22 protein-coding genes are annotated in these 26276 nt (G+C 69.5%); 13 read left to right on the top strand and 9 right to left on the bottom strand.

The genetic code is table 11. From position 1 onward, the window contains the following. Positions 1–5 precede the first annotated feature (5 nt). Positions 6–1847, bottom strand: a complete 1842-nt coding sequence (locus MKK84_RS15630; protein ID WP_243921164.1) for an outer membrane beta-barrel protein — start codon at positions 1845–1847, stop codon at positions 6–8. A 282-nt stretch (positions 1848–2129) separates the two neighbouring features. On the opposite strand from MKK84_RS15630, the gene MKK84_RS15625 reads away from it, so the two are divergent. Both MKK84_RS15625 and MKK84_RS15620 read left to right on the top strand, forming a co-directional pair. After that, on the top strand, positions 2130–2654 hold the full coding sequence (locus tag MKK84_RS15625; RefSeq protein ID WP_243921162.1) for a MucR family transcriptional regulator: 525 nt from the start codon (positions 2130–2132) through the stop codon (positions 2652–2654). 230 nt (positions 2655–2884) lie between these two features. Then, on the top strand, positions 2885–4060 hold the full coding sequence (locus tag MKK84_RS15620; RefSeq protein ID WP_243921160.1) for an MFS transporter: 1176 nt from the start codon (positions 2885–2887) through the stop codon (positions 4058–4060). Between the two features lie 107 nt (positions 4061–4167). Here MKK84_RS15620 and MKK84_RS15615 read toward each other — a convergent pair whose 3' ends face one another. After that, on the bottom strand, positions 4168–9012 hold the full coding sequence (locus MKK84_RS15615; protein WP_243921158.1) for an NAD-glutamate dehydrogenase: 4845 nt from the start codon (positions 9010–9012) through the stop codon (positions 4168–4170). 248 nt (positions 9013–9260) lie between these two features. On the opposite strand from MKK84_RS15615, the gene MKK84_RS15610 reads away from it, so the two are divergent. The 4 genes from MKK84_RS15610 (at position 9261) to MKK84_RS15595 (ending at position 12954) form a co-directional block, all read left to right on the top strand. Continuing rightward, complete coding sequence (locus MKK84_RS15610) at positions 9261–9680, top strand: MarR family winged helix-turn-helix transcriptional regulator (protein WP_243921156.1); 420 nt, start codon at positions 9261–9263, stop codon at positions 9678–9680. 30 nt (positions 9681–9710) lie between these two features. Further along, entirely contained in the window at positions 9711–10997 is a 1287-nt protein-coding gene (locus MKK84_RS15605) for an MFS transporter (protein ID WP_243921154.1), read from the top strand. An 86-nt stretch (positions 10998–11083) separates the two neighbouring features. Next, entirely contained in the window at positions 11084–12355 is a 1272-nt protein-coding gene (locus tag MKK84_RS15600) for a multidrug effflux MFS transporter (protein WP_243921152.1), read from the top strand. A 71-nt stretch (positions 12356–12426) separates the two neighbouring features. Continuing rightward, positions 12427–12954, top strand: a complete 528-nt coding sequence (locus MKK84_RS15595; protein ID WP_243921150.1) for a DoxX family protein — start codon at positions 12427–12429, stop codon at positions 12952–12954. A 15-nt stretch (positions 12955–12969) separates the two neighbouring features. On the opposite strand, the gene MKK84_RS15590 is transcribed toward MKK84_RS15595, so the two are convergent. Next, positions 12970–14418: an MFS transporter gene (locus tag MKK84_RS15590; protein WP_243921148.1), complete on the bottom strand. Its 1449-nt coding sequence runs from the start codon at positions 14416–14418 to the stop codon at positions 12970–12972. Between the two features lie 217 nt (positions 14419–14635). On the opposite strand from MKK84_RS15590, the gene MKK84_RS15585 reads away from it, so the two are divergent. The 3 genes from MKK84_RS15585 to panE all read left to right on the top strand — a co-directional run bounded on the left by MKK84_RS15585 (position 14636) and on the right by panE (position 18138). Further along, positions 14636–15526, top strand: a complete 891-nt coding sequence (locus MKK84_RS15585; protein ID WP_243921146.1) for a DUF3313 domain-containing protein — start codon at positions 14636–14638, stop codon at positions 15524–15526. A 166-nt stretch (positions 15527–15692) separates the two neighbouring features. After that, the gene (guaB, locus tag MKK84_RS15580; protein WP_243921144.1) at positions 15693–17186 is read left to right on the top strand and encodes an IMP dehydrogenase; all 1494 of its coding nucleotides are present in this window, start codon (positions 15693–15695) and stop codon (positions 17184–17186) included. Positions 17187–17193: 7 nt separating this feature from the next. Further along, entirely contained in the window at positions 17194–18138 is a 945-nt protein-coding gene (panE, locus tag MKK84_RS15575; protein ID WP_243921142.1) for a 2-dehydropantoate 2-reductase, read from the top strand. A gap of 11 nt (positions 18139–18149) precedes the next feature. Here panE and MKK84_RS15570 read toward each other — a convergent pair whose 3' ends face one another. After that, entirely contained in the window at positions 18150–18335 is a 186-nt protein-coding gene (locus tag MKK84_RS15570) for a hypothetical protein (RefSeq protein ID WP_243921140.1), read from the bottom strand. Between the two features lie 151 nt (positions 18336–18486). Between MKK84_RS15570 and MKK84_RS15565 the strand changes: the two genes are divergently transcribed. Next, positions 18487–19848, top strand: coding sequence for an RsmB/NOP family class I SAM-dependent RNA methyltransferase (locus MKK84_RS15565; RefSeq protein WP_409566509.1), 1362 nt, complete (start codon positions 18487–18489; stop codon positions 19846–19848). Positions 19849–19927: 79 nt separating this feature from the next. After that, positions 19928–20935: an alpha/beta hydrolase gene (locus tag MKK84_RS15560; protein WP_243921138.1), complete on the top strand. Its 1008-nt coding sequence runs from the start codon at positions 19928–19930 to the stop codon at positions 20933–20935. A gap of 4 nt (positions 20936–20939) precedes the next feature. On the opposite strand, the gene MKK84_RS15555 is transcribed toward MKK84_RS15560, so the two are convergent. From MKK84_RS15555 to MKK84_RS15540, 4 genes are all read right to left on the bottom strand, one after another. Beyond that, positions 20940–22178, bottom strand: coding sequence for a peptide ABC transporter permease (locus MKK84_RS15555; protein WP_243921137.1), 1239 nt, complete (start codon positions 22176–22178; stop codon positions 20940–20942). A 105-nt stretch (positions 22179–22283) separates the two neighbouring features. Further along, a complete protein-coding gene (locus MKK84_RS15550) occupies positions 22284–22808 on the bottom strand; it encodes a DUF2937 family protein (RefSeq protein WP_243921135.1) in 525 nt (174 codons plus the stop codon). A gap of 69 nt (positions 22809–22877) precedes the next feature. Then, positions 22878–23891: a WD40 repeat domain-containing protein gene (locus MKK84_RS15545; protein WP_243921133.1), complete on the bottom strand. Its 1014-nt coding sequence runs from the start codon at positions 23889–23891 to the stop codon at positions 22878–22880. Further along, a complete protein-coding gene (locus tag MKK84_RS15540; RefSeq protein ID WP_243921132.1) occupies positions 23888–24562 on the bottom strand; it encodes a YoaK family protein in 675 nt (224 codons plus the stop codon). The genes MKK84_RS15545 and MKK84_RS15540 overlap by 4 nt, the downstream gene beginning before the upstream one ends. Before the next feature lie 207 nt (positions 24563–24769). Between MKK84_RS15540 and MKK84_RS15535 the strand changes: the two genes are divergently transcribed. Both MKK84_RS15535 and MKK84_RS15530 read left to right on the top strand, forming a co-directional pair. Then, positions 24770–25198: a response regulator gene (locus tag MKK84_RS15535; RefSeq protein WP_243921130.1), complete on the top strand. Its 429-nt coding sequence runs from the start codon at positions 24770–24772 to the stop codon at positions 25196–25198. Positions 25199–25222: 24 nt separating this feature from the next. Beyond that, positions 25223–25579 carry a photosystem reaction center subunit H gene (locus MKK84_RS15530; protein ID WP_243921128.1) on the top strand — a complete coding sequence of 119 codons (357 nt, stop codon included), beginning with the start codon at positions 25223–25225 and terminating at the stop codon, positions 25577–25579. A gap of 47 nt (positions 25580–25626) precedes the next feature. Here the strand turns inward: MKK84_RS15530 and MKK84_RS15525 are convergent, their stop codons facing one another. Further along, entirely contained in the window at positions 25627–26256 is a 630-nt protein-coding gene (locus MKK84_RS15525; protein WP_243921127.1) for a DUF2939 domain-containing protein, read from the bottom strand. Between the last annotated feature and the right edge of the window lie 20 nt (positions 26257–26276).

Here is a 26276-nt window from a genome sequence, read left to right as displayed (position 1 = left end):
CGCCCCTAGGGGTTCACCCGCAAGCCGAGCAGGAAGGTGTTGTCGCTGAAACTCGCACCTGCCGCCGTGCTGTTGATCTGCTGGTAGATGTAAGTGCCGCGCAGGGTGAGCCAGCGGGTGAGGTGGTAATCGAGCCGCGCGGTTGCCGAGACGCCATTCTCGCGGATCGTGCTGCCCTGGTAGGTGTTCTTCAGGAACGAGCCGCCGACCACGATCGACAGATTGCGGAACAGGTCGTGCTGGACTTCGAGCGTCGCGACATCCGTGAGGATGCCGCTCGAGCCCGGAATCGTCGTCTCGGTAATGCCGGTGGCGGCGGTGAGGCGAACCGTGGTCAGCGGGCTCATCGACCAGACCAGAGCGGCGTTGACCAGCGGTGCATCGATGGCGCGCAGGGTCGGATCCACGTATTCGCGATGCTGGATGCCCGCCGAGATCTCGCCGGTCAGCGAGCGCAACAGTCCGAAGCTGGCGCCGACCAGGAACGAGATGCCATTCGAGTCGCGCCGGATCCCATTCTGGTCCCGCTGCAGATCGTAGACGCGCGTATCGCCCAAGATATCGATGAACGGGCTGAAATCCGGATTGACCTCGTAAGCCGTGCGTAACTGCAAACTGTACTGGTTGAGATTGCGATCGGCCTGATTGATGATCGTCCCGTCCGAGAGGCGGGCATTGTCGAACTCCGAGCGGTCGATCGAGCCGCGTAGGGTGAAGGACAGACGGTTGAACGTCTCGGTGGCGCCGAGGGACGCGCCGTAGACCGCGAGCAGCGGCCGCGTGGTGGCCGAAGCGGCCTGAAGATTGGCGGTGCCCAGCTGCAGGTTGGGGTTTCCGGTCCGTTGGGTGTCGACCAGGAAGCGCCCCTCTGCGTCAATGTGCAGATCGCGATTCGCGTCGAGGCGCCAGCGCACGACGCCGTCCGCGGCTGGCCGGCTGGCGGCTTCGTTCTGCGGCGTTTCGAGATAGGCGCCGCGCAGGGAGCCCTGCAGCGAGCTGGAGGCCCAGTTGCTCTGGAAGTCGACAGCAGCGTCGGTGCGCAGCGCCACCGATCCCCGCGCGAATTGCCGCGAGGTCTGGTCAGGATTCGAATCGTAGCCGAGGCTCTGGGCGAAGCTCGGCAGAACCGTGAAGGTGCCGACTTGGTAGCCGATTGGTGCGTAGGCGGGATCCGTGGGGATCGGCCGCGCGAGGTCGGTTCCCAGGATGAAGCCCGGCGTCAGCAGGCCCAGGGCGGACGTGTTGGCAAGCAGCGGGAGGATCGGTCGAAGCTGGGTCTGCGCCTGCGGCAGCGGCATGCCGACCACCGGCTGCTGGATGATCGGTGTGAGCTTGATCGCCGGGCTCGGCACCTGGGTGATGTCCTGGGTGATCCTCCGGGTCGCGGAACCGAGCCGGCGCGGCGGTGCGGCCCGCGATCGGAGCAGGGCCGAGGGTGCCAGGTTGCTCGGTGCCGTCGAGGAGCCCCCGGTACGCCGGCCACCACTTGTGACGCGGGTATCGAGCTGCGATGCGCCCGGCTGGGTCTGCCCCTGCGCCGGAACTGGGGGCGAGAGGGGCGAGCGCAGGCTGTCGCCGCCGGTCTGATCACCGCCCAGTGCGTCTCCGGTCGGCGAGCCGCGGCCATTGTCCTGCGACAGACCGTTCGGCAAGCGTCGTTGTAAGGCTGGCAGCCCGTTCGGTCCCGCTTCGAGACCAACCCCTGGATTGTCGGGCTGCCCGGTCACGGGGCTCGCTGCATCGAAGCGTTGGGCCGCCGTCGGCGACGCGGCGAGCGCCAGCGTCAGGGCCGCATAAGCGAGCCGTTTCTCGTGCCGTTCCCGTCGATCAGGCCGCGCCGTCCGCACTTGATCCCGGTCTCCACAAATATCTCGGCCGTTAAGCGCCGAAATTCATCGTCCAGATGGCAGCCGAATGGGCCATCGACATGGTTAATTCAGGCTAGCGGAGCGTGGTTAATGTGCCGTCAACGGCGAGCCTGGCCAGCATTCGAGCGCCGCCGTGGACTGTGACACGCGTAACAACCGTCCGATTGAGATTTGCATCGCAATCCGCTAGGATCCTACAGACTTCGATCGTGTCTAGTTCGGTTTGTCCGATCTGGATATTCGGCAGAACAGGGGTCGATCATGATTGGGAATGTAGAAAGCGAACATTCGGGGCGCGTCGAGCTCGCGGTCGATATCGTTGCGGCTTATGTGTCGAACAATTCGGTGCCCTCCACCGAACTTCCCGGGCTGATCGACGTCGTCCACACGGCCCTGAGCCATCTTGTCACCACGGGACAGAGCTCGAATGGACCGGTCGAGAAGCTGACTCCGGCGCAGATCCGCAAATCGATTACCCGAGATCACATCGTCAGCTTCGAAGATGGGAAGCCCTACAAGACGCTCCGCCGGCATCTCACGCTTCGCGGATTGTCGCCCGAGGCCTACCGGGCGAAGTGGGGATTGCCGCGGGACTATCCGATGACGGCGGCCAGCTATTCCGAGCAGCGGTCCGAATTGGCGCGGGCACTCGGGCTGGGTCAGCAGCGCCGCAAGTACAACGGTGCGAGTGGAGCGGCGGTGAAGGAGCTGGTGCAAGTGGCCGCGAAGGAAGCGCCGGCTACGCCCACAGCAAAGGCGCGGGGCCGCAAGAAGACTCCGGCTTGATTGCGTTCGACGGGCCGGTGCGCGTGTGAGAGCCGCTCAGGCGCTTCGCGCTCCCGGAGCCCCGTACCGGTAAGCACGCGGCCTCCGCCGGCGCGCTTCTATGGCCTCGTCCGGTTGCGCCGCGCGCAACCGTGCGCCGCGTCATCGCGGCTAGGCAGGCGGCGCGATGCTGCCATCCTGCGCATGTTGCTTCGCACAATCGCGTTCACCCTGCGCCGGAGAGAGTTGCCGTGCCGCCGTTGCCGATCCTCGCCCTCGCCGTCGCGTCCTTCGGGATCGGCACCACGGAATTCGTGATCATGGGCCTGCTGCCGGAGGTGGCGCAGAGCTTCGGCGTCACCATTCCGCAGGCGGGCTACCTCGTGTCCGGTTATGCGATGGGGGTGGTCGTGGGCGCCCCAGTCGTGGCGATCGCGACGGCGCGCCTCCCGCGCAAAACCGCGCTGCTCGCCCTGATCGGTGTGTTCCTGGCCGGAAACCTCGGCTGCGCGGTGGCGCCGACTTACGGTCTGCTCATGGCGGCGCGGATTCTCACGGCGTTCGCGCACGGAGCGTTCTTCGGCATCGGCGCCGTGGTGGCACGGGATCTCGTGCCGCGCGAAAAGCGCACGCAGGCGGTCGCGCTGATGTTCACCGGGCTCACGCTCGCCAACGTCCTCGGCGTTCCCCTCGGCACCGCCCTCGGGCAGGAAGCAGGATGGCGTTCGACATTCTGGGCGGTGGTCGGGATCGGGCTCGCGGCGGCCCTCGCGATCCAGCTCTGCGTGCCCGCTGGGCTGCCCGGCACGCGTGCGCGCCTAGTCAGCGAGTTCCGGGCCCTCGGCCGCTGGCCGGTGCTCCGGCCGATGCTGATCTCGACCCTGTCGTCGGTCAGCTTCTTCACGGTGTTCACCTACATCACGCCGTTCCTGACCAATGTCAGCGGATTCACGCCCCACGGGGTGACCCTCGTGCTATTCGCCGCCGGGATCGGCCTGACCATCGGCAACCTCGCGGGCGGCCATTTCGCCGACCGGGGTCAGATGGCGACGATCATCGGCAGCTTCCTGGGCATCGTGACGGTGCTGCTGGTACTGACGGTCGTCGCGCATCATGCGATCGCGACCATCGCGGTGCTGGTTCTGTGGTCCGGGCTGGTCTTCGCCCTGGTCTCGCCGTTACAAATCTGGGTGGTCGAGGCCGCCAGTGACGCGCCCAATCTCGCTTCGACGTTGAATCAGGGGGCGTTCAACCTGGGCAACGCCACCGGCGCCTGGATCGGCGGAACGGCGTTGACGTTCGGGATCGGTTACGGCGAGCTGCCGCTGATCGCGGCCGCGGTCTCGCTGGTCGGCCTCGGCCTCACGGTGTCGGCCGTCAGCCGCTCCGGCCGGCGGATCCTTTCATCCTCCGCGAAGGGGGCTTGAGCCCGCGGGGGAGCGGCCCGCGCACGGCGAACGGTCTCCTCTCCCCGCGCATCTCACAAACGGGCGACCCTACTTTCAATCTCCCGTCCATTCGGGCTCTGCGCCGCTTAATCCGCCCGGACGAGATCGCCGAGAAGACTCGCCGCCACCGTCGCCTTGGAGACCGTCAGGCCGGAGGTCCGGATCGCGTCCACTGCGTCGCGGATCCGCGCGAGCGACGCGCCGCGGGCCTTCGCCCAGGCCTCGACCGCGTTGGGTCCTGCGCCCAGGTCGGCCACGACTTCGGCGGTCAGCTTGCGATGGGCGGCGGCGATGCCGGCCACGGCGCGCTCCAGGGCGACCCGGTCGAACGTGTCGGCTACCGGGACGGTGCGCGCCGCCGCGGCGAGGTCGTCGAGGCGGAAGGCATGTTCCAGGGCAAAATGCGTCGCCGCCACCTCCTCGACCGGCCGGCCGCTCGTCTCGGCCACCCGCACGATGTCCGGAGCCGAGATCAGCGCCGTGAGGGAGGCGAGCCGCCGCGCCTGGGCCGGCGCCATGCCAAGGCCGCCGAGTTCCGTGGCGCGCGCATCGATCGCCGCCCGCGCGGTCTCGTCGAGGGCCTTCGGTAGCGCCGCCTCGACCGCCGCGATGCCGTCTCGGTAGCGCGCGACCACCGGGGCGAGGCCGCCGGTGAGATCGAGGTTGCGGATGAACCAGACGATCCGGTTCATCAGCAGCTCCTGCACCTCGGCGTAGAGACCAAGCTGGCCCTGGCCGGAGATCCGGCCCGCCACACCATCGATGGCGAGGTTCAACTCCATCAGGCCGAACGCATCCCGCGTCACCGCATAGGCCTTGGCGATGGTGGCGGCGTCGGCGCCGGTACCGTCGACGAGGCGGGTCACCAGGGATGGGCCGCCTCGGTTGACGATGATGTTGGCGAGCGCCGTGGAGATGATCTCGCGACGCAGCCGGTGCCCCTTCACGGCGTCCGGAAACTGCTCGCGCAGGGCTTTCGGGAAGTAGCGCTGCAATTCCCGCTCGAAATACGGGTCGTTCGGCACGGCGCTGTCGAGAATCGCGTCGTGCAGCGACAGCTTGGCGTAGGCGAGCAGCACCGCGTATTCCGGCCGGGTCAGTCCTTCGTTCCGGCGCAGGCGCTCGGTCAGCGCCGCGTCGTCGGGCAGATATTCCACCGCCCGATCGAGGCGCCTCTCCGCCTCCAGCGCCTGCATGGTCCGCATGGCGAAGCCCGTCTCGCCGAGGCCGCCGCGCTGGGCCAGCGAGAGCGCCAGAGTCTGCAACGCGTTGTTGCGCAGGACGAGGTGGCCGACCTCCTCGGTCATCGTGGCCAGCAGGGTGTTGCGGGCCTCGTAGCTCAACCGCCCGTCGCGCTCGGGCGTCATCAGGGCGATCTTGATGTTCACCTCGACATCCGAGGTGTTCACGCCGGCGGAATTGTCGATCGCGTCGGTGTTGAGCCGGACGCCTGCCCGGCCCGCCTCGATGCGCCCGCGCTGGGTCAGGCCGAGATTGGCACCCTCGCCGACGACCTTGGCGCGCAACTCCGGCCCGGTGATGCGCACGGCGTCGTTGGCCCGGTCGCCGGCATCCTCGTCGGTCTCGGTGGTGGCGCGGACATAGGTGCCGATACCGCCGAACCACAGCAGGTCGGCTGGCGCCTTCAGGATCGCCTGCATCAGCTCGGCGGGCGTCGCCTCGGGGCGGTCGAAGCCCAGGGCGGCCCGGACCTCTCCGGAAAGCGGAATGGTCTTCAGGCTGCGCGGAAACACGCCGCCGCCCTGTGAGATCAGACCTCGGTCGTAATCCGCCCACGAGGAGCGGCCGAGGTCGAACAGCCGCTGCCTTTCAGCAAAGCTCGCCGCAGCGTCGGGGTTCGGATCGAGGAAGATGTCCCGATGGTCGAACGCCGCGATCAGCCGGAGGCTCCGCGACAGCAGCATGCCGTTGCCGAACACGTCACCCGACATGTCGCCGACGCCAACCACGGTGATCGGGTCGGCCTGCACGTCCACATCGATCTCGCGGAAATGGCGGCGCACCGCCTCCCAGGCGCCCCGGGCCGTGATGCCCATGCCCTTGTGGTCGTAGCCCTGGCTGCCGCCGGACGCGAAGGCGTCGCCCAGCCAGTGGCCCTTCTCCAGCGAGAGGGCGTTGGCGATGTCCGAAAAGGTCGCGGTGCCCTTGTCGGCGGCGACAACGAGATAGGCGTCGTCCGGGTCGTGCCGGACCGTGTCGGGCGGGGGCACGATCGCGTTGTCGACGATGTTGTCGGTGAGTTCCAGCAGCGTGCGGATGAAGATCCGGTAGCTCTCGGTGCCCTCCTGCATCCAGGCGGCGCGGTCCGTGGGCGGCGGCAGGCGCTTCGGAAAGAAGCCGCCCTTGGCGCCGACCGGCACGATCACGGCGTTCTTCACCTGCTGGGCCTTCACGAGGCCCAGAATCTCGGTGCGGAAATCCTCCGGCCGGTCGGACCAGCGCAGGCCGCCGCGCGCCACATAGCCGAAGCGCAGGTGCACGCCCTCGACCCGGGGGGAATAGACGAAGATCTCGAACAACGGCCGGGGCAGCGGCATCGCCGCTACCTTCGCGCAGGCGAACTTGAAGCTGATCGTCTCCCGCGGCTTACCCTCCGCGCCGGTTTGGAAGAAGTTGGTCCGCAACGCCGCCTCGACGAGGTTGACGAAGCGGCGCAGGATCCGGTCGTCGTCGAGGCTGGTGACGTCGGCAAGCGCATCCTCGATGCCGGCGCGGACCTCCGCGGTCCGGGCCGTCCGGTCGCCATCGGTGGCGGGGTCGAACCGGACACGCAACAGGTTCACGATCGCCCGGGCGATGCCGGGATGCCGGCTCAGTGTGCCGGCTAGGTAATCCTGGCCGTAACGGATGCGCAGCTGGCGCAGGTAGCGCCCGAATGCGCGCAGCAGCGCCGCCTCCCGCCAGTCCAGGCCGGCTTCCAGGATGAGGCGGTTGTAGCCGTCGGATTCGGCCGCCCCGTCCGCGATGGCGAGCAGCGCTGCTTCGAGGGGCTGTTCGAGATCGGCCAGCGCGACCGGCGCACCGCTGGCGCGTTCGAGCAGCATGTCGTGCAGCCAGACCCGATCCGCTTCGCCGGCGCCTGCCGGCACGACCCGGTAGGTGCGCTCGTTGATGACGCGGAAGCCGAGATTCTCCAGCACCGGCACCCGGTCGGACAGCGCGATCGCGGTGCCGCGCGAAAAAACTTTCAGGCGCACCTGTGCGTCCGCGTCCGAGCCGCGCCGGCCCAGATGCACCGCCCGCGGCTGGGCCTCGCCCAGGCTCTCCAGGATCGCGATATCGTCGACGGCGACATCCGGCTGGAAATTGTCCCGATAGGCTGCCGAGAACGCCTCCGCGTACCGCGCGGCGAGCAGGCGCGCGCGGTCGCCGCCCTGGCGGTCTGCGAGGGCGGCCCGCAGGGCGTCGCCCCAGGTCCGGACCAGTGTGCCGATGCCGGCTTCGAGGCTCGCCGGGTCGATTTCGGGCGCACCCTGATCGGGCAGGCCGACGATGTAGTGGGTGCGGGCGAGGGGTCCTTCGGGGAAATCCGGGTAAGCGGCGCTGAGCCGTCCGCCATAGGCCTCGGCGAGGTAGGCGCCGATCCGCGCGCGCACCGTGGAATCGTAACGGTCTTTCGGGACGTAGACGAGGAGCGACACGAAGCGGCCGAAGCGATCCGGCCGCGACAACAAGCGGATTCGCGGCCGGTCGGCGAGGTTGGCGATGGCCAGGGTGAAGCGATAGAGCCGCTCGATATCGATCTGGAACAGCTCGTCGCGCGGATAGCTCTCCAGCACCGCCAGCAGGCTACGGCCGGCATGGCTGGTCGGGTCGAGCCCGGCCCGCGCCACGACGGCTTCGACCTTCCGGCGCAGGACCGGCACCTCTCGGGCGGGGCTTGTGTAGGCGGTGGCGGTGAACAGGCCGACGATCCGCACCTCGCCGGAGAGCTTGCCCGCACCCGAGAACAGCTTGACCCCGACATAGTCGAGATAGGCCGAGCGGTGGACGCGGGACTTCACGCTCGCCTTGGTGATAATGAGCGGCTGCGGCTCTTCCAGGAAAGCCAGGATCTCCGGGGTGTAGTCGACCGGAGTCCGGCCCCGGCGCAGCGGGGTGGCGCCGGGATCGCGCAACACGCCAAGGCTCGACCCTGGCACGAGGGGATGGGCCTCGCCGTCGATCCCGTGCTGCTGCATCCCGAGCAGCAGGAACTGGCCGTCGATCAGCCATGCCAGGAAGGCGCGCGCCTCCTCGGTCTCGTGCTCGGGCATCGGTGAGGGCGAACGGCCGAGCTGCCCGGCGAGGTCGGTGAGGCGGGCCAGCATGGCGTCGTGGTCGTCGCTCGCCAGCGCCACGTCGCGGTAGACCGCCGCCAGGGACTCCTGAAGCCGTGCGCCGGCCTCGGCCTCGATCCGGTCGAGATGGATGTGGATGAAGCTCTCGCGCGCGAGGCTGCCATGGGCATCCGCGGTGGTCTCGCCGACCACGCGGATGAGGGCGCCCCCGGCATCGCGCTCGACCCCCAGGATCGGGTGCGCGACGAGATCGGGCGACAGGCCGTACTCAGCGAGTTCGGCCAGAGTCGAATCGAGCAGGAACGGGCGGTTGTCGTTGACGACTTCGAGGATGGTCGCCTCGCGCCGTCTCCCGTCCCGCACGAGCTCGACGTCGCTCAGGCGTATCCGGGCCGGGTCGCCCGACCGACGGGGACCGGCCAGAAACGCCCGGGCCGTGGCGGCGAGGTCAGCCAGCGCATCGGCCGGATAGGGCGCCAGATCCTCCGGCGTCACGCGGCCGAACAGGTCGCGCACGAAGCCACCGGGCCCGCCCTGCTGCCCGACGATCTCGGCGGCCGCCTCGATCAACCCCGTGCGTGCGGATTTCTGCTCCGAGGAGGACAGGGCCGTCGCGGTTTCGAGTGTCATCGCGCTTCTCCAGAACCGGGTCGCCGGCCCCAGGCCCCCCGATCGCGTTGGACGCGGGAGCGGCACACGGCCGTGGATCTGATGCGCTCACCAGGAGGACCGACGTCCCAAGCGGCGCACCCTAGCGATAGCAGGGTGACCCGCCGTGTCGATGACAGGCGGCACAGGTTTGGGGGCACCGGGTGTCGATCGGCCCGAACCGTCAGGGTTGGCTTGAGCCTGAGCAAAAACGTGTATATGCACGTATTATGACCGAGGCTGCTCCGCTCGAGCCCTGCACCTGCTCCGCCCTGCGGCGTGCGACCCGCGCCGTCACGACGGCGTACGACAGCGCGCTGAAGCCCGTCGGGCTGCGGGTGACACAGTTCGCGATCCTGCGCCTCCTACAGCGCCTGGGCCCGACTTCGGTGACACGACTCGCTGCAGAAGCCGCACTCGAACGGACCACGATGGGCCGCAACCTCGATCCGCTGGAACGGCGCGGCCTCGTGCGAATCGCGGCCGGCGAAGCGGATGGCCGCGAGCGCGTGGTCGCTCTCACCGAGGCGGGTGAAGGAGCCATCACGGCGGCGATTCCTCATTGGCGCGCCGCGCAGGCCCGCATCAACGCCCGGGTCGAGCCCGGGGCCGTCGCCGCCCTGGCTGAGGCGCTGGCCTCCGCTTCCTGATTGACCCGTTTTCGCCCCCGGAGCCCGCCCATGTCAGCCCCTACCGCGAAGAGTTCTGCGCCACGTCTGCACTATGCCTGGGTCGTCGCCGCGGTGACCTTCCTGGTCCTGCTCATCGGTGCCGGCGTGCGCGCCACGCCGAGCGTGCTGATCGTGCCCTGGGAGCGTGAGTTCGGCTGGACCGCGGCGACGATCGGGGTCGGGATCGCGCTCAACATCTTCCTGTACGGCATGATCGGCCCGTTCGCGGTGGCCATCATCGAGCGGTTCGGCCTGCGACGCTCCGTCTGTACGGCACTGCTGATCCTGGCGATCGGTACCGCGGCCACGAGCTTGATGACCGCGCCATGGCAGATGGTTCTGCTCTGGGGCATCGTGGTCGGCTCAGGCTCCGGCATGGTCGCCAACGTGCTCGGCGCAACGGTCGCCGGACGCTGGTTCGCCAAGCGGCGCGGGCTGGTGATCGGAATGCTCACGGCAAGCAGCGCCACGGGGCAGCTGGTCTTCCTGCCGGTGCTCGCCTCCCTCGCGGTGGGGCAGGGCTGGCGCTCGGTCTCCCTGGTGGTCGCTGCGGTGACGCTGGCGCTGATCCCGCTTGCGGCCTTCTTCCTGCGCGACCGGCCGGCCGATCTCGGCCTGCCCCGCTATGGCGAGACCGTCGTGACGCCGACACCCGTGCTGACCGAGAATCCGGCTGTGCGGGCGCTGCGTGGCCTGCGGATCGGCCTGCGCTCGAAGGATTTCTGGTTGCTCGCCGGCACCTTTTTCATTTGCGGCGCCTCGACCAATGGTCTGGTCGGCACCCACCTGATCCCCGCCTGCATCGACCACGGCATCGCCGAGGTGACAGCCGCGGGCCTGCTGGCGCTGATGGGTATCTGCGACCTCGTCGGCACCACAGCCTCGGGCTGGCTTACCGACCGATTCGACTCCCGCAAGCTGCTGGTGTGGTATTACGGGTTGCGCGGCCTCTCGCTGATCTTCCTGCCCTATTCGTTCGATCTCAGCTTCTACGGCCTTTCGCTGTTCGCGGTGTTCTACGGGCTCGACTGGATCGCCACGGTGCCGCCGACCGTTCAGCTTGCCGGCAAATCCTTCGGTGAAGAGAACGCCGCGCTGATGTTCGGCTGGATCGCCGCCGCGCACCAGATCGGCGCGGCTTCAGCGGCGTGGCTCGCTGGCATGGTCCGGACCGATACCGGCACCTATTTCGGCGCCTTCGTCTCGGCCGGTCTGCTCTGCCTCGTGGCGGCGCTGATGGCGACCTTCGTAGGACGCAGGCCGCAGGAGCCGGCCCTGCGCCCGCTGCCGGCCTGAACTGCGCCGGACGGGCGCGGTTGTCATAAGCGTGCCGCGATGGGGGCGCCCTGAACGAACCGTTCCCGCGCAGACCGAGGCCCGCCTTGACCATCGCAGTCCGGCCCGTGCCGCCAGCCCAGGAAGTACGCCCGTCGCGCGCCTGGTCCGGTCCGGGCTTCGCCGAGTTCGTCGCCATCATCGCCCTGATGATGGCGGTGACGGCGATCTCGATCGACAACCTGCTGCCGGCCTTCCCGGCGATCGAGGCGCGCTTCGCGGTCGCGGACCCGAACCGGCTGCAGCTGCTCGTCTACGTCTACATGATCGGATTCGGCTTCGCGCAGATCGTGTACGGGCCGGTCTCGGATACGATCGGGCGCCGGCCGGTGCTGCTGGCGAGCCTCGCCGTCTACGTGATCGGCTGCGGCCTCGCCATGGTTGCGCCGAGCTTCGAATGGCTGCTCGCGGCTCGGATCATCCAGGGGATCGGCGCGGCCGGCGGCCGGGTGCTGTCGGTGGCGATCGTGCGCGACCGCTTCGCCGGCCGCGAGATGGCGAGCGTGATGTCGTTCACCATGATGGTATTCCTTATCGTGCCGATGATCGCGCCGGCGATCGGCGGCATGATGCTGGCGCTCGGATCCTGGGTCTACGTCTTCGTGTCGATGCTGGTCCTGGCCTTCTGGCTGACCGTCTGGTTCTCCTGGCGCATGCCGGAGACTCTCCATCCGGAATACCGGCGCCCGCTCTCGCCGGCCGCGACCTGGGCGGCGATACGCCTGACGCTGAGGTCCCGGGTTGCGATCGGCTACACCACCGCGCTCGGACTGCTGACCGGCTGCATCATGGGTTATGTCGGCTCGGCCCAGCAGGTCTTCGACACCGGCCTGTACCATCTCGGCCCGCTCTTCCCCCTGGCCTTCGGGCTGGTGGCGGGGGCGATGGGGACGGCGACGCTGATCAACGCCCGGGCCGTGCGGCGGCTCGGGATGCGGACCCTGTCGCATGCCGGCGTGATCGCCTTCACGCTGGTCGGCCTGATGCAGGTCGGCGTCGGGCTCGCCTATGACGGACACCCGCCGCTGGGTCTGTTCCTGGCGATCCTGGCGCTCAATCAGTTCCTGATCAGCTTCGCGATGCCGAACTTCAATGCCCTGGCGCTGGAGCCGCTCGGCGCGATCGCCGGCACGGCCTCCTCGTTCCTGGGCTTCTACACGACCATCCTCGGCGCCCTGTGTGGCTTCCTGATCGGCCAGGCGTTCGACGGGACGGTGCTGCCGGTGGGGATCAGCTATGCCGCGCTGGGCGGCTTGGCGCTCCTCGTCGTCATCTGGACCGAGCGCGGTCGTTTGTTCCGGGGCGGCGTGTCCGGCTGAGCGTCGGGCTTAACCGGGTCTTCAGCGGCGCGGGCCAAGCTTCCGAGGTCTCCCAACCGACCGGATACCCGATGCTCGACCGCGCCCAGAACGGAACGCTTCTCGCCGCGCGGCTGCTGCTCGCCGCCGCGCTCCTGCCCACCGGGATCGCGCGGGCGCTCAACGTCTCGGGCTTCGCGTTGACGCTCGCGGGCGGCGGGGTGCCGTTCCCCAACGCCGTCGCGACGGGCGCGGTGGTGGTGCAGGTCTTCGGGCCGCTGGCCCTGATCCTCGGCGTGCTACCCCGGCTCACCGGGCTGGCGCTGGCCATCTTCGCGACGCTGACCGCCTTCGTGCTCCATGCCTTCTGGCACTATGTCGGCCCGGCGGCGGTCGCCGAACGCACGTTGCTGCTGGCCGATCTCGGCCTCGCGGGCGGTTTCCTCATGTATGCCCTTGCAGGCCCCGGTGCCTGGAGCTGGCAGGGTTGGCGTGCCGGCGTAGGGGCGGAAGCGCCCAGAGCAAAGCCCGTTGCCGGAAAGGCTGCCCCTAAGGCCTCGGCGGCGCGGAGCGGCGGGAAACGCTCTGCCGGCCGGACACCCGCCCGCGCGGCGGCCTGATCGCCGGAACGCGCCTCAACCGTGCCGCGGCTGCATCTCGGTCGCGGCCGGCGGCGTCTGGGCGACCATCCGGCGGCCGGAGATTTCGGAACCGGCATCCGGCGACAGGTTGCGGAAGGCCAAGACGGACGCCGCCGAAATCACTGCCACCGCGAAGAAGGCCGGCCCGAAATCGCCCGCCTCGATCTGGGTCCGGCCATGCAGGCCGGCAGTCCCCTCAAGGGCCAGGGCGCCCAGCGTCACGCCGAGGCTCAAGGAGAGCTGCTGGCAGACACTCGCAAAACTCGTCGCCGCACTCATCTCGCGCGATTCGAGATCGGCATACGCGATGGCGTTGACGCAGGTGAACTGGATCGAGCGTGAGCAGCCGCCGACGAACAGCAGCGCCACCATGATCCAGTGCGAAGTCTGCGCCGTGTAGAAAGCGTTCACCGCCAGGAAGGCCGCCGCCGCCAGCGCGTTCCACGTCATCAAAGTCCGAAAACCCGTGCGGCGCAGGATCTTCGGCGCCAACGTCTTCACGAACATCGCGCCGGCGGCCGCCGCGAAGGTGATCAGCCCCGAATGCAGGGCGTCGAGCCCGAACCCGACCTGCAACATCAGCGGCAGCAGGAACGGGATCGCCCCGGTGCCGATCCGGAACAGGCTGCCGCCGAGTATGGCGACCCGGAAGGTCGGCCGCTCCATCAGGTCGAGCCGCACGATCGGGTTGGCGACCCGCCGCGCATGGGCCCAGTAGAGCGGCAGCAGGATCGCACCGCCCGCGAGGCAGCCCCACGAGACCGTGGCGGGCAGCAGGTGACGACCCATCGAGGCGAGGCCGAGCATCAGCGCGGCGAGCCCCGAGCCGAGCAGCAGGAAGCCCAGGATGTCGAGAGGGGGCCGCTCCGCCTCGCGGACATCCTCGAAGTAGAGAGTGGCCAGCACGATGCCGGCGCAGCCGATCGGCAGGTTGATGAAGAAGATCCAACGCCAGTCGAACCACGTGGTGATCAGCCCTCCGACGGGCGGCCCGAGCACGGGGCCCACGAGGGCGGGGAACGTCAGGTAGGCCAGTGCCGTGACGAGCTGCGATTTCGGCACGCTGCGCAGCACGACCAGCCGCCCGACCGGCACCATCATGGCGCCGCCCATGCCCTGCAGGAACCGCGCGGCGACGAACCACGCCAGCCCGTTGGCAGCCGCACAGGCGAGGGAGCCCGCCATGAACACGACCAGGGCCGCGCGGAAAACGGTGCGTGCGCCGTAGCGGTCGGCCATCCAGCCGCTCACCGGGATGAAGATCGCGAGGCTGACCAGATAGGACGTCAGGGCAAGCTTCAGGGCGATCGGATCCTCGTTCAGGCTCGCCGCGATACTGGGCAGCGCCGTGGCGATCACCGTCGAATCGGTGTTCTCCATGAACAGGGCGGTGGCGACCGTCAGCGGGACGATCCAGAACGGTCTTTGAGTGGGGGAGGACATCGGAGGGCAGACGCGCATCACGCCGTGCCGGTTGCACGATGGCGGCGCGGAACTCGCATCCGGGTGTTTCGCGAATGTATCTATCTTGCCACAGAAGTTGTGTCGGTAAGCGACGGCACCTTTTGTAAGCGGGGCCTAATGGCTACGTTTGTTTCACGCGGCCGTGAGATCGGTCTGTGAAGAGGTTTCGTCCCCGGGACGGGCCGCGAGGAGTTCGATGCCGTCCAGCCCCAGCAAGGCCCGCTTCCTGCCGCGGATCGCCGTCGGCGTCGCCCTGTTCTCGATGGTGGCGGCCTGCGGCACCGTTCTGCTCAACGATCGCGGCTCGCTGACGCGCTACGACCGTCTGAAGGCGAGCGATCAGGTCGCCTCCGCGTCGCGGATCTACGTGGACCGGCCAGCGCTCACCCGGGTGCGGACGGTGCGCATCATCCCGACAGCGTTCCACGCTGACGTAGCCGGAGCAGGCCCACTCACGCCAGCCGAGCGGCGCCTGATCGCCAACGCCGCCGACCGGGCGCTCTGCTACGATCTGTCCCTGAAGTACGACATCGTGTCGGGCCGCGACGCGGACCTGACCGTCCGGGCGCAGGTGACGCGGGTCGATCCGACCGACCTCCTCGGGGCCGGCGCGACCATCGCGGGCTCGGCCGGCGTAACGGTCGCCTCGCAGTTCGGCTTGAGCGTCGCCGAGGGGATTGGGCGCATCCCGATCCCGCGCATTCCGATCGGGCTCGGGAGCCTGACGGTGGAGGCCGAGGCGCTCGACCGGCGCCGTGAGCAGCGTGCCGCCATGGTGTGGGGCGGGGCCGCGAATTCCTTCACCAGCCAGCCGCGCTTCTCCCGTGCGAGCGACGCCTACGATCTCGCGGGCGAGTTCGGGCAGGATTTCGGCTACATGCTGGCGACCGGTGACGATCCGTTCACGGCGCCCAACACCCTGCCGACCTGGGACCGCATCCGCATCACGACGCTCGGCGAGGCCCCCCTCGATCCGGATTGCGAGGCCTTCGGCCGGGCGCCCGGGATCGACGGCATCCTTGGCGATTATATCGGCCTGCCGCCCGAATACACCGACAAGGGACCCCGCGCCCCCGCGGTACGCTGAGCCGGCGGCGCATCCCGGCAGCCCGAAAATACCCGTGAGCCATGCGTGTTTTCGCGTTGCGCCGCGGCATGCGCGCATTGGCGCCATCGGGGAGCCCGTGATACTGGCACTTGCCAACCCGATCCCGCAGCGCGACCCGTAGCGCCGCCGTCCGAGGAAAGTTGGCATGGCCCGTATTGAAACCGCATCGATCATCGAGGGTCTGACCTTCGACGACGTGCTCTTGCGGCCTGCCGCCTCCTCGGTGATGCCGACCGAGGTCAACGTCGCCTCCCGGCTCACCCGCAGCATCCCGCTCAACCTGCCGATCCTCGCCTCCGCGATGGACACTGTGACCGAGGCGCCCATGGCCATCGCCATGGCGGCCAATGGTGGCATGGGCGTCATCCACCGCAACCTCGAGCCGGCCGAGCAGGCCGAGCAGGTCCGGCTCGTCAAGAAGTACGAGTCCGGCATGGTGATGAACCCGATCACCATCCACCCGGACGAGACCCTGGCCGACGCCTTCGAGGTGATGAAGCGCAACCGCATCTCCGGCATTCCGGTGGTCGAGCGGGGGCCGAACGGCTCGCGGGGCAAGCTCGTCGGTATCCTGACCAATCGGGACGTGCGCTTCGCCACCAACTCCGCCCAGCCGGTTGCCGAACTGATGACCCGGGATCGCCTGATCACCGTCCGCGAGGGCGTGACTCAGGACGAGGCGAAGCGCCTGCTGCACCAGTTCCGGATCGAGAAGCTCCTGGTCGTCGACGATCATTACCGCTGCATCGGCCTGATCACCGTCAAGGACATCGAGAAGCGCGTCACCTACCCGTTCGCCGTCAAGGACGAGCAGGGCCGCCTGCGGGTCGCCGCCGCCACGACCACGGGTGACAGCGGCTTCGAGCGGGCCGAACGCCTGATCGATGCCGGCTGCGACGTGATCGTGGTCGATACGGCCCACGGCCACTCGATCAAGGTGCTCGACGCCGTCGCCCGGGTGAAGCAGCTCTCCAACGCCGTACAGGTCGTGGCCGGCAACGTCGCCACCCGCGAGGGCGCGCAGGCGCTGATCGATGCCGGGGCGGACGCCATCAAGGTCGGCATCGGCCCGGGGTCGATCTGCACGACCCGGATCGTGGCGGGCGTCGGCGTCCCCCAGCTCACGGCCCTGATCGAGGCCGTCGAAGCCGCGGGCGAGGCCGACATCCCGGTGATCGCCGACGGCGGCATCAAGTATTCCGGCGACCTCGCCAAGGCGATCGCGGCCGGCGCCTCCGTGGCGATGCTCGGCTCGCTGCTCGCCGGCACCGATGAGGCGCCCGGCGAGGTCTTTTTGTATCAAGGCCGCTCGTACAAGTCGTACCGGGGTATGGGCTCGGTCGGCGCCATGGCCCGGGGCTCGGCCGACCGCTATTTCCAGGCCGAGGTCAACGACACCCACAAGCTCGTGCCGGAGGGCATCGAGGGTCAGGTGCCCTACAAGGGGCCGGTGGGGAACGTCCTGCACCAGTTGGCCGGCGGCCTGCGCGCCGCCATGGGCTATGTCGGCGGCGCGACCATTCCGGAATTCCAGGAGCGCGCCCGCTTCATCCGCATCACCAATGCCGGCCTGCGCGAGAGCCACGTCCACGACGTGACGATCACGCGGGAGAGCCCGAACTATCCGTCGCGGACTTGAGGATCTGATGCGCACGCTGATCGTCGGAGCCGGTGCGACCGGCGGCTATTACGGCGCGCGGCTCGCTGAATCCGGCGCCGATGTCACGTTCCTCGTGAGGCCGGCCCGGGCGGCGAAGCTCGCCGCGGACGGGCTGAACCTTCGCTCACCGCTCGGCGACCTGCACATCCCGCGCCCGCCGACCGTCACGGCCGACCGGCTGGCCGAGGCCGGTGGGTTCGATCTGATCGTTCTGTCCTGCAAGGCCTACGACCTCGACAGCGCTATCTCGGACCTTGCGCCCGCTGTCGGTGCGGGGACGGCGATCCTGCCCCTGCTGAATGGCCTCGCCCATTTGGACGCACTCGATGCTCGGTTCGGGGCCGAGCGCGTGCTCGGCGGCTCTTGTGCCATCGCGGCGACGCTGACCCCCGACGGCACGATCCGCCACATGAGCGAGTTGTGCAGCATCACCTATGGCGAGCGGGACGGGTCGCGCTCGGCCCGGATCGAGGCGGTCGACACCCTGATGCGCGGTCTGAAGTTCCAGCCGCGCCTCAGCGAATCGATCCTGTTGGAGATGTGGGAGAAGTGGGTCTTCCTGGCGACGCTTGCCGGGGCCACAACCCTGATGCGCGCCGCGGTCGGCGACATCGTGGCGGCGCCCCGTGGCGCAGATCTGATGGCGGCACTTCATACCGAATGCACGACCGTCGCCACCGCGAGCGGTTACGCACCACGAGCCGCAGTTGCGGAGCGGGCGCGGGCGCAGCTCACGGCGGCGGGATCGACCTTCACGGCCTCGATGTTGCGCGACATCGAGAATGGCGGGCGGATCGAGGCCGATCACGTGATCGGCGACCTGATCGCCCGCGGCCGCCGGCTCACGCCGGAGACGGCCTTCCCCCTGCTCACGCTCGTCTATACCGGCCTCAAGGCCTACGAGGCGCGGCGGGGGCGGGAGGCGGCCTGAGCCGCCGCCTCTTAGTAACGGCCGGGCGGCGGCGCGGGCGGGTTGCCGTATTCGAGCTGCGTCTTGGCATCGACGGGCCGGCGCGGCGGCGGCGAGAAATCGGGCTGGGCGGCGGGGGCGCTGGCGCAGGCAGCGAGCGACGCCGCGACCAGGCCTGCGAGGGCGAGACGAACGGCGGACGAGACGGACGACGACATGGGCTGGGGGCCTTCCGGAACGCAACTGGCGTCGAACCACCCTGGTCCGCCGCCGATGGATGCCATAGGACACGCTGCAGGCCGCTAGCGGACCGCACGTCGCGTGGTCTGGACCGGGATCGCGCCTGAAGCTCGGCCGTAAGATGGCGGCATCGCGGGGCAAGCGTGGCCGTTTCGCGACGCCGTCGACTCATTCCAAAGGATCAGACCGCTGACACCCGCCGCCCGCTGCTCCGCCGCCATCGAGGTACTCACCGACATCGCCGAGCGCCGCCGGCCGGCCGCCGATGCTTTGAAGGATTGGGGCCTCGCCCATCGGTTCGCCGGCTCGGGAGATCGGGCCGGGATCGCCAGCCTCGTCTACGACGCCCTGCGGCGCCGTTCCTCGGCGGCCTGGATCATGGGTTCCGATTCGCCGCGTGCGGTGCTGATCGGAGCGTTGCGGCTGCAGCAGGGCCTCGCCGCAGCCTCGGTCGCGGCGCTCTTCTCGGGCGAGCGCTTCGCACCGGAGCCCCTGACCGACGACGAGCGCGCGCGGCTCGACACCGCGACGCTTCAGGACGCACCGCCCGAGGTTGCCGGCGATGCCCCCGCCTTCGTGCTGTCGGACCTTGCGGTCACGCTCGGCGACGACCTGATTCCGGAGCTCAAGGCGCTTGCGCGCCGCGCGCCGCTCGACATCCGCGTCAACACCCTGCGCGGCCCGCGGGACGAGATCCTACCGGCGCTCGCGGCCTTCGGCGCGGAGCCGACGCCGCACGCACCCCAGGGCCTGCGGATCCCGATCGGTGCGGACGGGCGCGGTCCGGCGCTCCATGTCGAGGCCGAGTTCCTGGAAGGCTGGTACGAAATCCAGGACGAGGGCTCACAGCTCGCGGCTTTGCTCGCCGCACCGCAGTCCGGCGAGACCATCGTCGATCTCTGCGCGGGCGGCGGCGGCAAGACCCTGGCGCTCGCGGCCGAGACCGGGAACGGCGCTCACCTGATCGCCACCGACGGCGATCCGCGGCGCCTCGCGCCGATCCATGAACGCCTGCGCCGATCGGGCGCCGGGGCCGAGGTGCGTTCGCCGCGGGGCGGACGGGCGCGTATCGACGTGCTGGAGGATCTCGACGGCACCGTCGACCGCGTGCTGGTCGATGCGCCCTGCACCGGATCGGGCACATGGCGACGGAATCCCGATGCCAAGTGGCGCCTGCGCCCGGGCAGCCTCGCGCTTCGCACGGCCGAACAGACCCAGGTTCTCGACCGGGCGGCGCGGCTGGTCAGGCCGGGCGGGCGCATCGTCTACGTGACCTGCTCGCTCCTGTCCGTCGAGAACGATGCGGCCGTTGACGGCCTGCTGTCGCGCTGGCGCGGGCGGTTCACCGTGATTGCGGCGACCGAGGTCCTCGCTGCGGGCCCGGCCTCGTTGCGGGAGGCGGTCCGGATCACGACCCACGGGATCCAGCTGAGCCCGCACCGGACCGGCACGGACGGCTTCTACGTTGCGGTAATCGCCCGGAACGCCTGAGTCGCGCGGTCGCGGGACCCCATTGCGCCCGGCCGCGTTGGAACCGCGGCTCGATCGATCCCACCGCCAGGAGTCGCCCTTGCACCTGGACCGCCGTCTCCTGCTCGCCGGCCTCGGGAGCCTCGTCGGCCTGAAACCCGCAACGGCCGCGACGGACGGGCCGCCGGAGCCCGCGCCGCACGAGGCGATCAAGGCCCTGCCGCGTTCCCTGCCCGGCGCGGATCTCGAGGTGATCGATCTCTGGCCGGGTGATCTCCCGGGCGGCGGCCCGGGACCCGATGCGGATGGATACCGTTACGTCGAGGGCGCCGTCGGCGACATCACGCGGGTGGCGCGGCCCTGCCTGCTGGTCATGCGGCCGGCCAATGCCAACGGTGCCGCGATGATCGTCGCGGCCGGAGGCGGCTACGAATACATCGCGATCGGCAACGAGGGCGTCCCGGTGGGGCGCGTGCTCAACGCGGCCGGCATCACGGTCTTCCTGCTGATCTATCGCCTGCCCGCAGAGGGTTGGGGGGCCGGTCCCGACGCACCCCGCCAGGACGCCCAGCGCGCCCTTCGGCTGGTCCGATCGCGGGGCATAGAGTTTGGGATTGATCCGGACCGCGTCGGCGTGCTGGGCTTTTCGGCCGGCGGCCATCTGATGGGTGAGACCGCGGTCGGCAGCGCGCAGAACCTCTACCCGGCCGAGGATGCCATCGACGTGCAGCCGGTGCGGCCGACGCTCGCCGGGCTGATCTACCCGGTCATCACCATGCGCAAGCCGTTCGACCGGACCCATACCCGGCGCATCCTCGTCGGCGACGAGGTGACGGCGCTCGAGATGAAGACCTACTCGGTCGATCTCCAGGTCGGCCCTGAGACGCCCCCGACCTTCCTGGCACAGGCGATCGACGATCCGATCGCGGTCGCCGACCATCCGCTGCTGATGTTCGCAGCCCTGCGGAAGGCACGGGTTCCGGCCGAACTGCACCTGTTCGAGCGCGGCGGACACGGTTTCGGGCTTGGGCTGCCCGGTACGCCCGCGGCGGCCTGGCCGGGGCTGTTCCTGGCCTGGATCCGCCTGCACGGGTTTCTGCGGGGCTGATCGTTCAGCTGCCGCTGGCGATCACGCGGTGGAGCTTGGCGACTTTGGGCCGGCTGGTGCGGAACTGGCCCCGCTCCACCGCCACGAACACCACGGTCGCGATGGCCAAGGTCGTCAGCCACCAGATCGAGGTCAGCCCGACGCTGAGGCAGGCCACCGTGAAGGCTGCCGCGAAGCAGCCCATGGCGCCGGGGACCAAAGCGGGTCCGTCGCGCCCGGCCCGGCGGATCGACGCGTAGAGCGCGAAGGCGGCGGCCAGTGCGCCCACGATCCCGAGCTCGTACCAGAACTCGAACAGAGCCGTCGTCGGGGCGTTCAGCGGGAGAAGACCGACGAGGCGCCCGCGCAGCGCGGTCTCGAAGCCGTGGCCGGTGATCAGGCGCACCGGGTCGGTCGTCACCACCTTCTGCCAGCTCTTCAACGACAGCACCGTCGGCGCCAGCGGCCCCAGCACGGCGGACCCGATCGGCCGCGCCAGGAATGGCAGCAGCGGCGCAACGGCGAGCAGGACGGCCGACACGATCGCGGTCAGCTGCACGCCGAGGTTCTGGCGATAGCTCGTCACCGCGAACGCGACGGCGCCGACCGCCAGGGCCGCGATCTGCGTCGCGTCGGGCTGGACGGTGAGCGCGAGGGCCACAAGGAGGGCCAGGGCCAGCGCCTCCCGGTCGCGGCGCCGGGACCGGAGCCACGCCAGTGCAGGCCAGACCAGGAGGATCAGCAGCACGAGGCCGCGATCCAGCGCTCCGTCATCCTCCGCACCGGGAGGGCCCATATGGGCGCCGAACAGGCCGAGCACGATCGCCACGATCGCGCCGGCCACCACGCCCAGCGGCAGCAGGTACAGATTGGCCGAGCGCATCCGGTCGGGGAGGGCGAGGTAGCCCAGCAGAGCCAGCCCGACGGTGGCCGCGAGGTTCACGATCCGCTCCAGGCCCGGCCCGAGAAACGGCGTCCATGTCAGCGACAGCGCCGACCAGAACACCACGAGCATGGCGGCCAGAAAGGCCGGGGCAGTCAGAAGCCTTCGCGCGGCCGGCCGCACCGGCCGCTGCCGCCGGTCGATGACGCTGGCGATGATCAGCAGGATGACGGCGATCGGCGCGAGGATCACCGAGGCGCGCCGGGCGACCTGCGCCAGGACGGGGAGCACCACGAACAGCCCGAAGAAGCCGAGGCGTCGCAGCAGCGCTGCGGCGTCGAGCGCCGGATCGGCATGGGTCGAGTTCGACGCGCGCGGCATCCTGCGCCTTCTACCGGACCGGGACGGCCGGTTCTCTGATCGATACGCAAGGTGCGCGCAAGTCGCTGTAGACGCCGTGCCACACCAAGCGCCGTGCGCGCACGCTCAAGCTACGGTGGCGGCCTCACGCGGACGCCGCCGTAGCGTCCGCCGGCCGACATCCGAAACGATCCGCCAGCCGCCCCAGGCGGCGAAGAACCCGATCAAGCCGGCCGCCAGCCCGTCGGCATTGGTCGGGATCGCCGGGCTGAAGTCACGATAGGCGGCTTCGGCGACCGGCATGTCGGGGTCGCGCAGCATCGCTACGACGCGGCCCAGCGGGCTCGTCGCCGAGGCCAGGGCTTGTTGCTGCGCGCTTAAGCGGGCGAGCCGGGCGATGTCGGCCTGCGCTGCCGCGCCGCGACGGGACACGAGTTGATCGGGATTGCTGCGCAGGCGGTCGACGGCACCCTCGCGGGTCGTGCCGGAGGCCTGCGCGTCCAACTCGAGCACCGCCACCTGACGGCGGAGTTCGTCGGCGGCCCCGCCGAGCCGCTGGGCATATTGCTGCGCGAATTCCGGCGCCTGCGCGGCGACCGCGCCGCCGAGGAGTCCGAGGGCGAGTCCGAGGGTGCGGAATACGCGGAACACGTCAGACCTCCGGCCCGTGGAATCGACCATCGACAAAGAGCACGCCGGTTAGGGCGGTTCCAGCCGCCCTCATGCGGGAAGCGTCAGCAGGCCCGCCTGTCCGTCACCGCAGCCGAACAGCAATCGGCCACCGCGCCCGTCCCAGGCTAGGGCCGTAATTGCGCTGCCGGGAACCGCCGGTCGCACCAGCAACTCCGCGGCATCGGTGAACCGGACGAGAAGGATGCAGCCGTCCTCGTAGCCAATGGCCAGGACCGGTGCCTTCGGGTGGAACGCGACGCGGGACACCCGGGCGGGGCGGACCCCGCATTCCCGCGGGGGCTTGCCGGTCGGGCCCTCCTTCGAATCGAACGGCCAGACGATCGCCGCTTCGGCGCCGCCGGTGGCGAGCCAGTGCCCGTCCGACGACCACGCCACCGAGCGCACCTTGCCTGGATAGCCCGACATCCGCATGTGGCCGCGATCCGGCTGGAGCCGCCAGCCGTGCAGGGCATTCTCCTGCATGGTGGTGACGACGAAGCGGCCGTCCGGCGACCACGTCACGTCGATATGCGAACCCTTCCACTCGATCACCTCCGCGGGCGTCTCGAGATTCGGGAACCAGAGGCTGACGCCGTTGTAGTGTGAGATCCCGAGCCGGTAGCCCTTGGGCGCGAAGACGAGCCCGCGCGCCGTCGAGGGGGCCTGGAAGGTGCGTTCGCGGCCCTTGGCATCCCGCGCCACGACATGGCGCCCAGCCGACCACGCCGCGGCTCCGTCCGGGTGGACCGCCAGGGCATCGATCCAGGCTCCCCCCTTGGCAGAGCCGATCTGCTCGAGGGTGCCATCGGCCCGGATCTCGACGATGCGGCCGTCATCGCCGCCCGTGAGGAGGCGCGCGCCGTTTCCGGCCGCAACCAGAATCCCGGCCTCGGGATGCGCGACGAGCCGCGTCAGGCCTCCGTCCCGCGCCAGCGCGACCGCGCCGTCGCTGAGTGCCAGGGCCGGCACGTCTTTCAGAAAATGGGCCGCGATCACGTGGGCGCCGGGATCGAGCGCGGCGACGTGCTGGGTCAGGGAGAGGTTGCTCAAGGTGCTGCTCATTGCGCGGGGACCTTCGCGGCAGGCGGGCCCGCGCGCAAGACCACGATCGCAGTCACCAGCGCCAGACCGCCGGAAAGCGCCGCCGGCGCGATCAGGGCGTAGAGGGCGAATAGGCTGTAGGCGTGCGCCCCGAGATAGGCGCCGAGCAGCAGGGACAGCCAGACCAGCCCGTCGCCGACCCAGCCGAGCGGATCCCCGGTCCGGGTGAGCGCCTGGGCGATCTTATGGCCGAGACTGAACAGGGCACCGGTGACGAAGGTCGTGCCGGCGCGGAACCCCTTCACCTGCGCGAGCACCGCGTTCTGCGAGCCCATCGCCACGGCGACGAAGAAGGCGGCGAGGCCGAGTTCCGGCGATTCAAGTCCGAGACCGAGGCCGCCGAGGATCAGAAGTGACTCGTAGGCGAGCACCGCGGGTGTCGTCCAGCGGGACGGCACGAGGATCGCGAGCCCACTGCCGAGAACCGAGCCCGTGAGGAAGGCGAAGATCAGGACCGCCGGCAACACCATCCGATGGGGATCGGCCGCCGCGCCGAAGACCGCGAGCTGTGTGGTGTTGCCGCTCATGAACGACGTGTAGAGGCCGCCGAGCCGCACGAAACCGAGGGCGTCCACGTATCCCGCGAGCCCCGTCAGCAGTAGTCCGAGCCCGAGCTGATGGATCCGGTTCACGATCCCGCTCCCTGGTCGGGTTCCGGTAACCACCTGTTAACCAAGTCATCGGCCTCGTTCATCGGTATCCAAGGGCAGTTAACGCGCCACTCACCAAACCCGTGCAATTCGATCGAAACAGGGTGAACGCCGTGTCGAGAGGGGCCGTTGTCCCTGCGATCCTGTCGGGGAACAGCGTTCCCTCGCCGGGTGAGTGGGAGTAGCGTCATGGTTCCGTTCGCCGCCGCGCTTGTCTGTCCGTCCCTGCTTGTTCCGGACTCGGCCGCCGCCACCATCCTGATCGTCGAGGATGAGCCGACCGTCTGTGAACTGGCTGCCGAAACGCTCCTCGACGCCGGTTATCGGGTGCTCACCGCCGCAGATGCTTGGCAGGCCGAGGCGATCCTGGCCCGCGAGAGCGTCGATATGCTCTTCACCGATATCGATCTGGCCCGCAACACGAACGGTCTCGCCCTCGCGCGCCGCGCCCGTGATCTGTGCCCGGATCTGCCGGTGGTCTACACCTCCGGGGGCCGTGACGGACTTGCGACCCGCGACGCCGTTCCCGGCTCCGTCTTCGTGCCGAAACCCTATCGCCCGAGCCAGCTCGTGGTGCTCACCCGCGACGTGCTGAACGCCGCGCTCCTTCACGCCTGACCTGGATCTCCGAGGACCTTCGCCATGTGGCGCTTCCTTCCCGCACTCGGTCTTGCCACAACGCTCTCGGTAGGGCCCGCTGAAGCGGCCTGCGACGTGAAAGGCGCGCAGATCGAGGAGGCCATCGCGGTCAAGAGCGAGCTGCGCTCCGACGCCAACACCCAGCTGGTGCGCGACCTGCGCACTCTGCGCGATGCCGCGATCGTGCTGGACACCTACAAATTCCCCGGCGAGTGCGAGGTGTTGCTCGGCGTGGCCAAGTCGCTTCTTGCCGATCCCGCCAAGACCATTGAGCAGGGCGGCGACACCGACGAGGACAAGGCCGAAAGCCTGACCGAGGCGCGCAAGCCCAAGGATGCGGGCACCTCGAAGGCGAAGTAGTCGCCTCCGCGCATTCCGTTGCCCTTCGCGGTTCGTTCCCGAAGCCCTCAGCGCTCCTCGCCGGCACTCGCGCCGATCTTCGCCCGGGCGAGGGCCTTCCCGAGCTTGGCGGCGATCTGGTCGCGCAGCATGTCGGCCATCTCGATATCGACCAAGCGCCACGCCAGCCCGCGCAGCCGCAATCGGATGCGCGTGCGCTGTCCGCGGGGTGCCTCGGGCGGGATCGGAACAACCACGGCGCGGAAGCCGCGCATCTCCATCGCCGTGTAGAACGGCAGCAGGCGCCCGAAGCTGTGGATCGCGAGCCCTTCCGGACGCGTCCCGGTCGGCCGTTCGAGATCGAGCTTGTCGGGCCAGCCGTTGGCGAGCAGGTCGATCACGGTCTCAGGGGTGATCATCGACTCGGATAGGGCCAGCGCCAACCCGTAGGCGGCATCGCCGAGGCGTTGGCGATCGCGCGGCTCGATGTCCGGATCGCTCTCCGACGCGGTGCGCATCGCCGCCGTGATCTGCCGCACCAGGGACAGGCGGAGCGTCCGGAAATTGACGTGGCTCTCGATGTAGGCGCTGTCGTGCCGGCGCACCGCCTGCGCGAGATCGTACAGCGACCAGAGCGGGCTCATGGTGAAGGCGAGCCACGCGAGGGCGAGCCCGAGCAGGACCGCGAGCCAGCGCATGCCTCAGGACCCCGGCTGCC

Source organism: Methylobacterium sp. E-065, from assembly GCF_022829605.1.
Taxonomy (GTDB): domain Bacteria; phylum Pseudomonadota; class Alphaproteobacteria; order Rhizobiales; family Beijerinckiaceae; genus Methylobacterium.
Note: the sequence above shows the minus strand (reverse complement) of the source record. Positions and strands in the feature narration are given on the sequence as shown.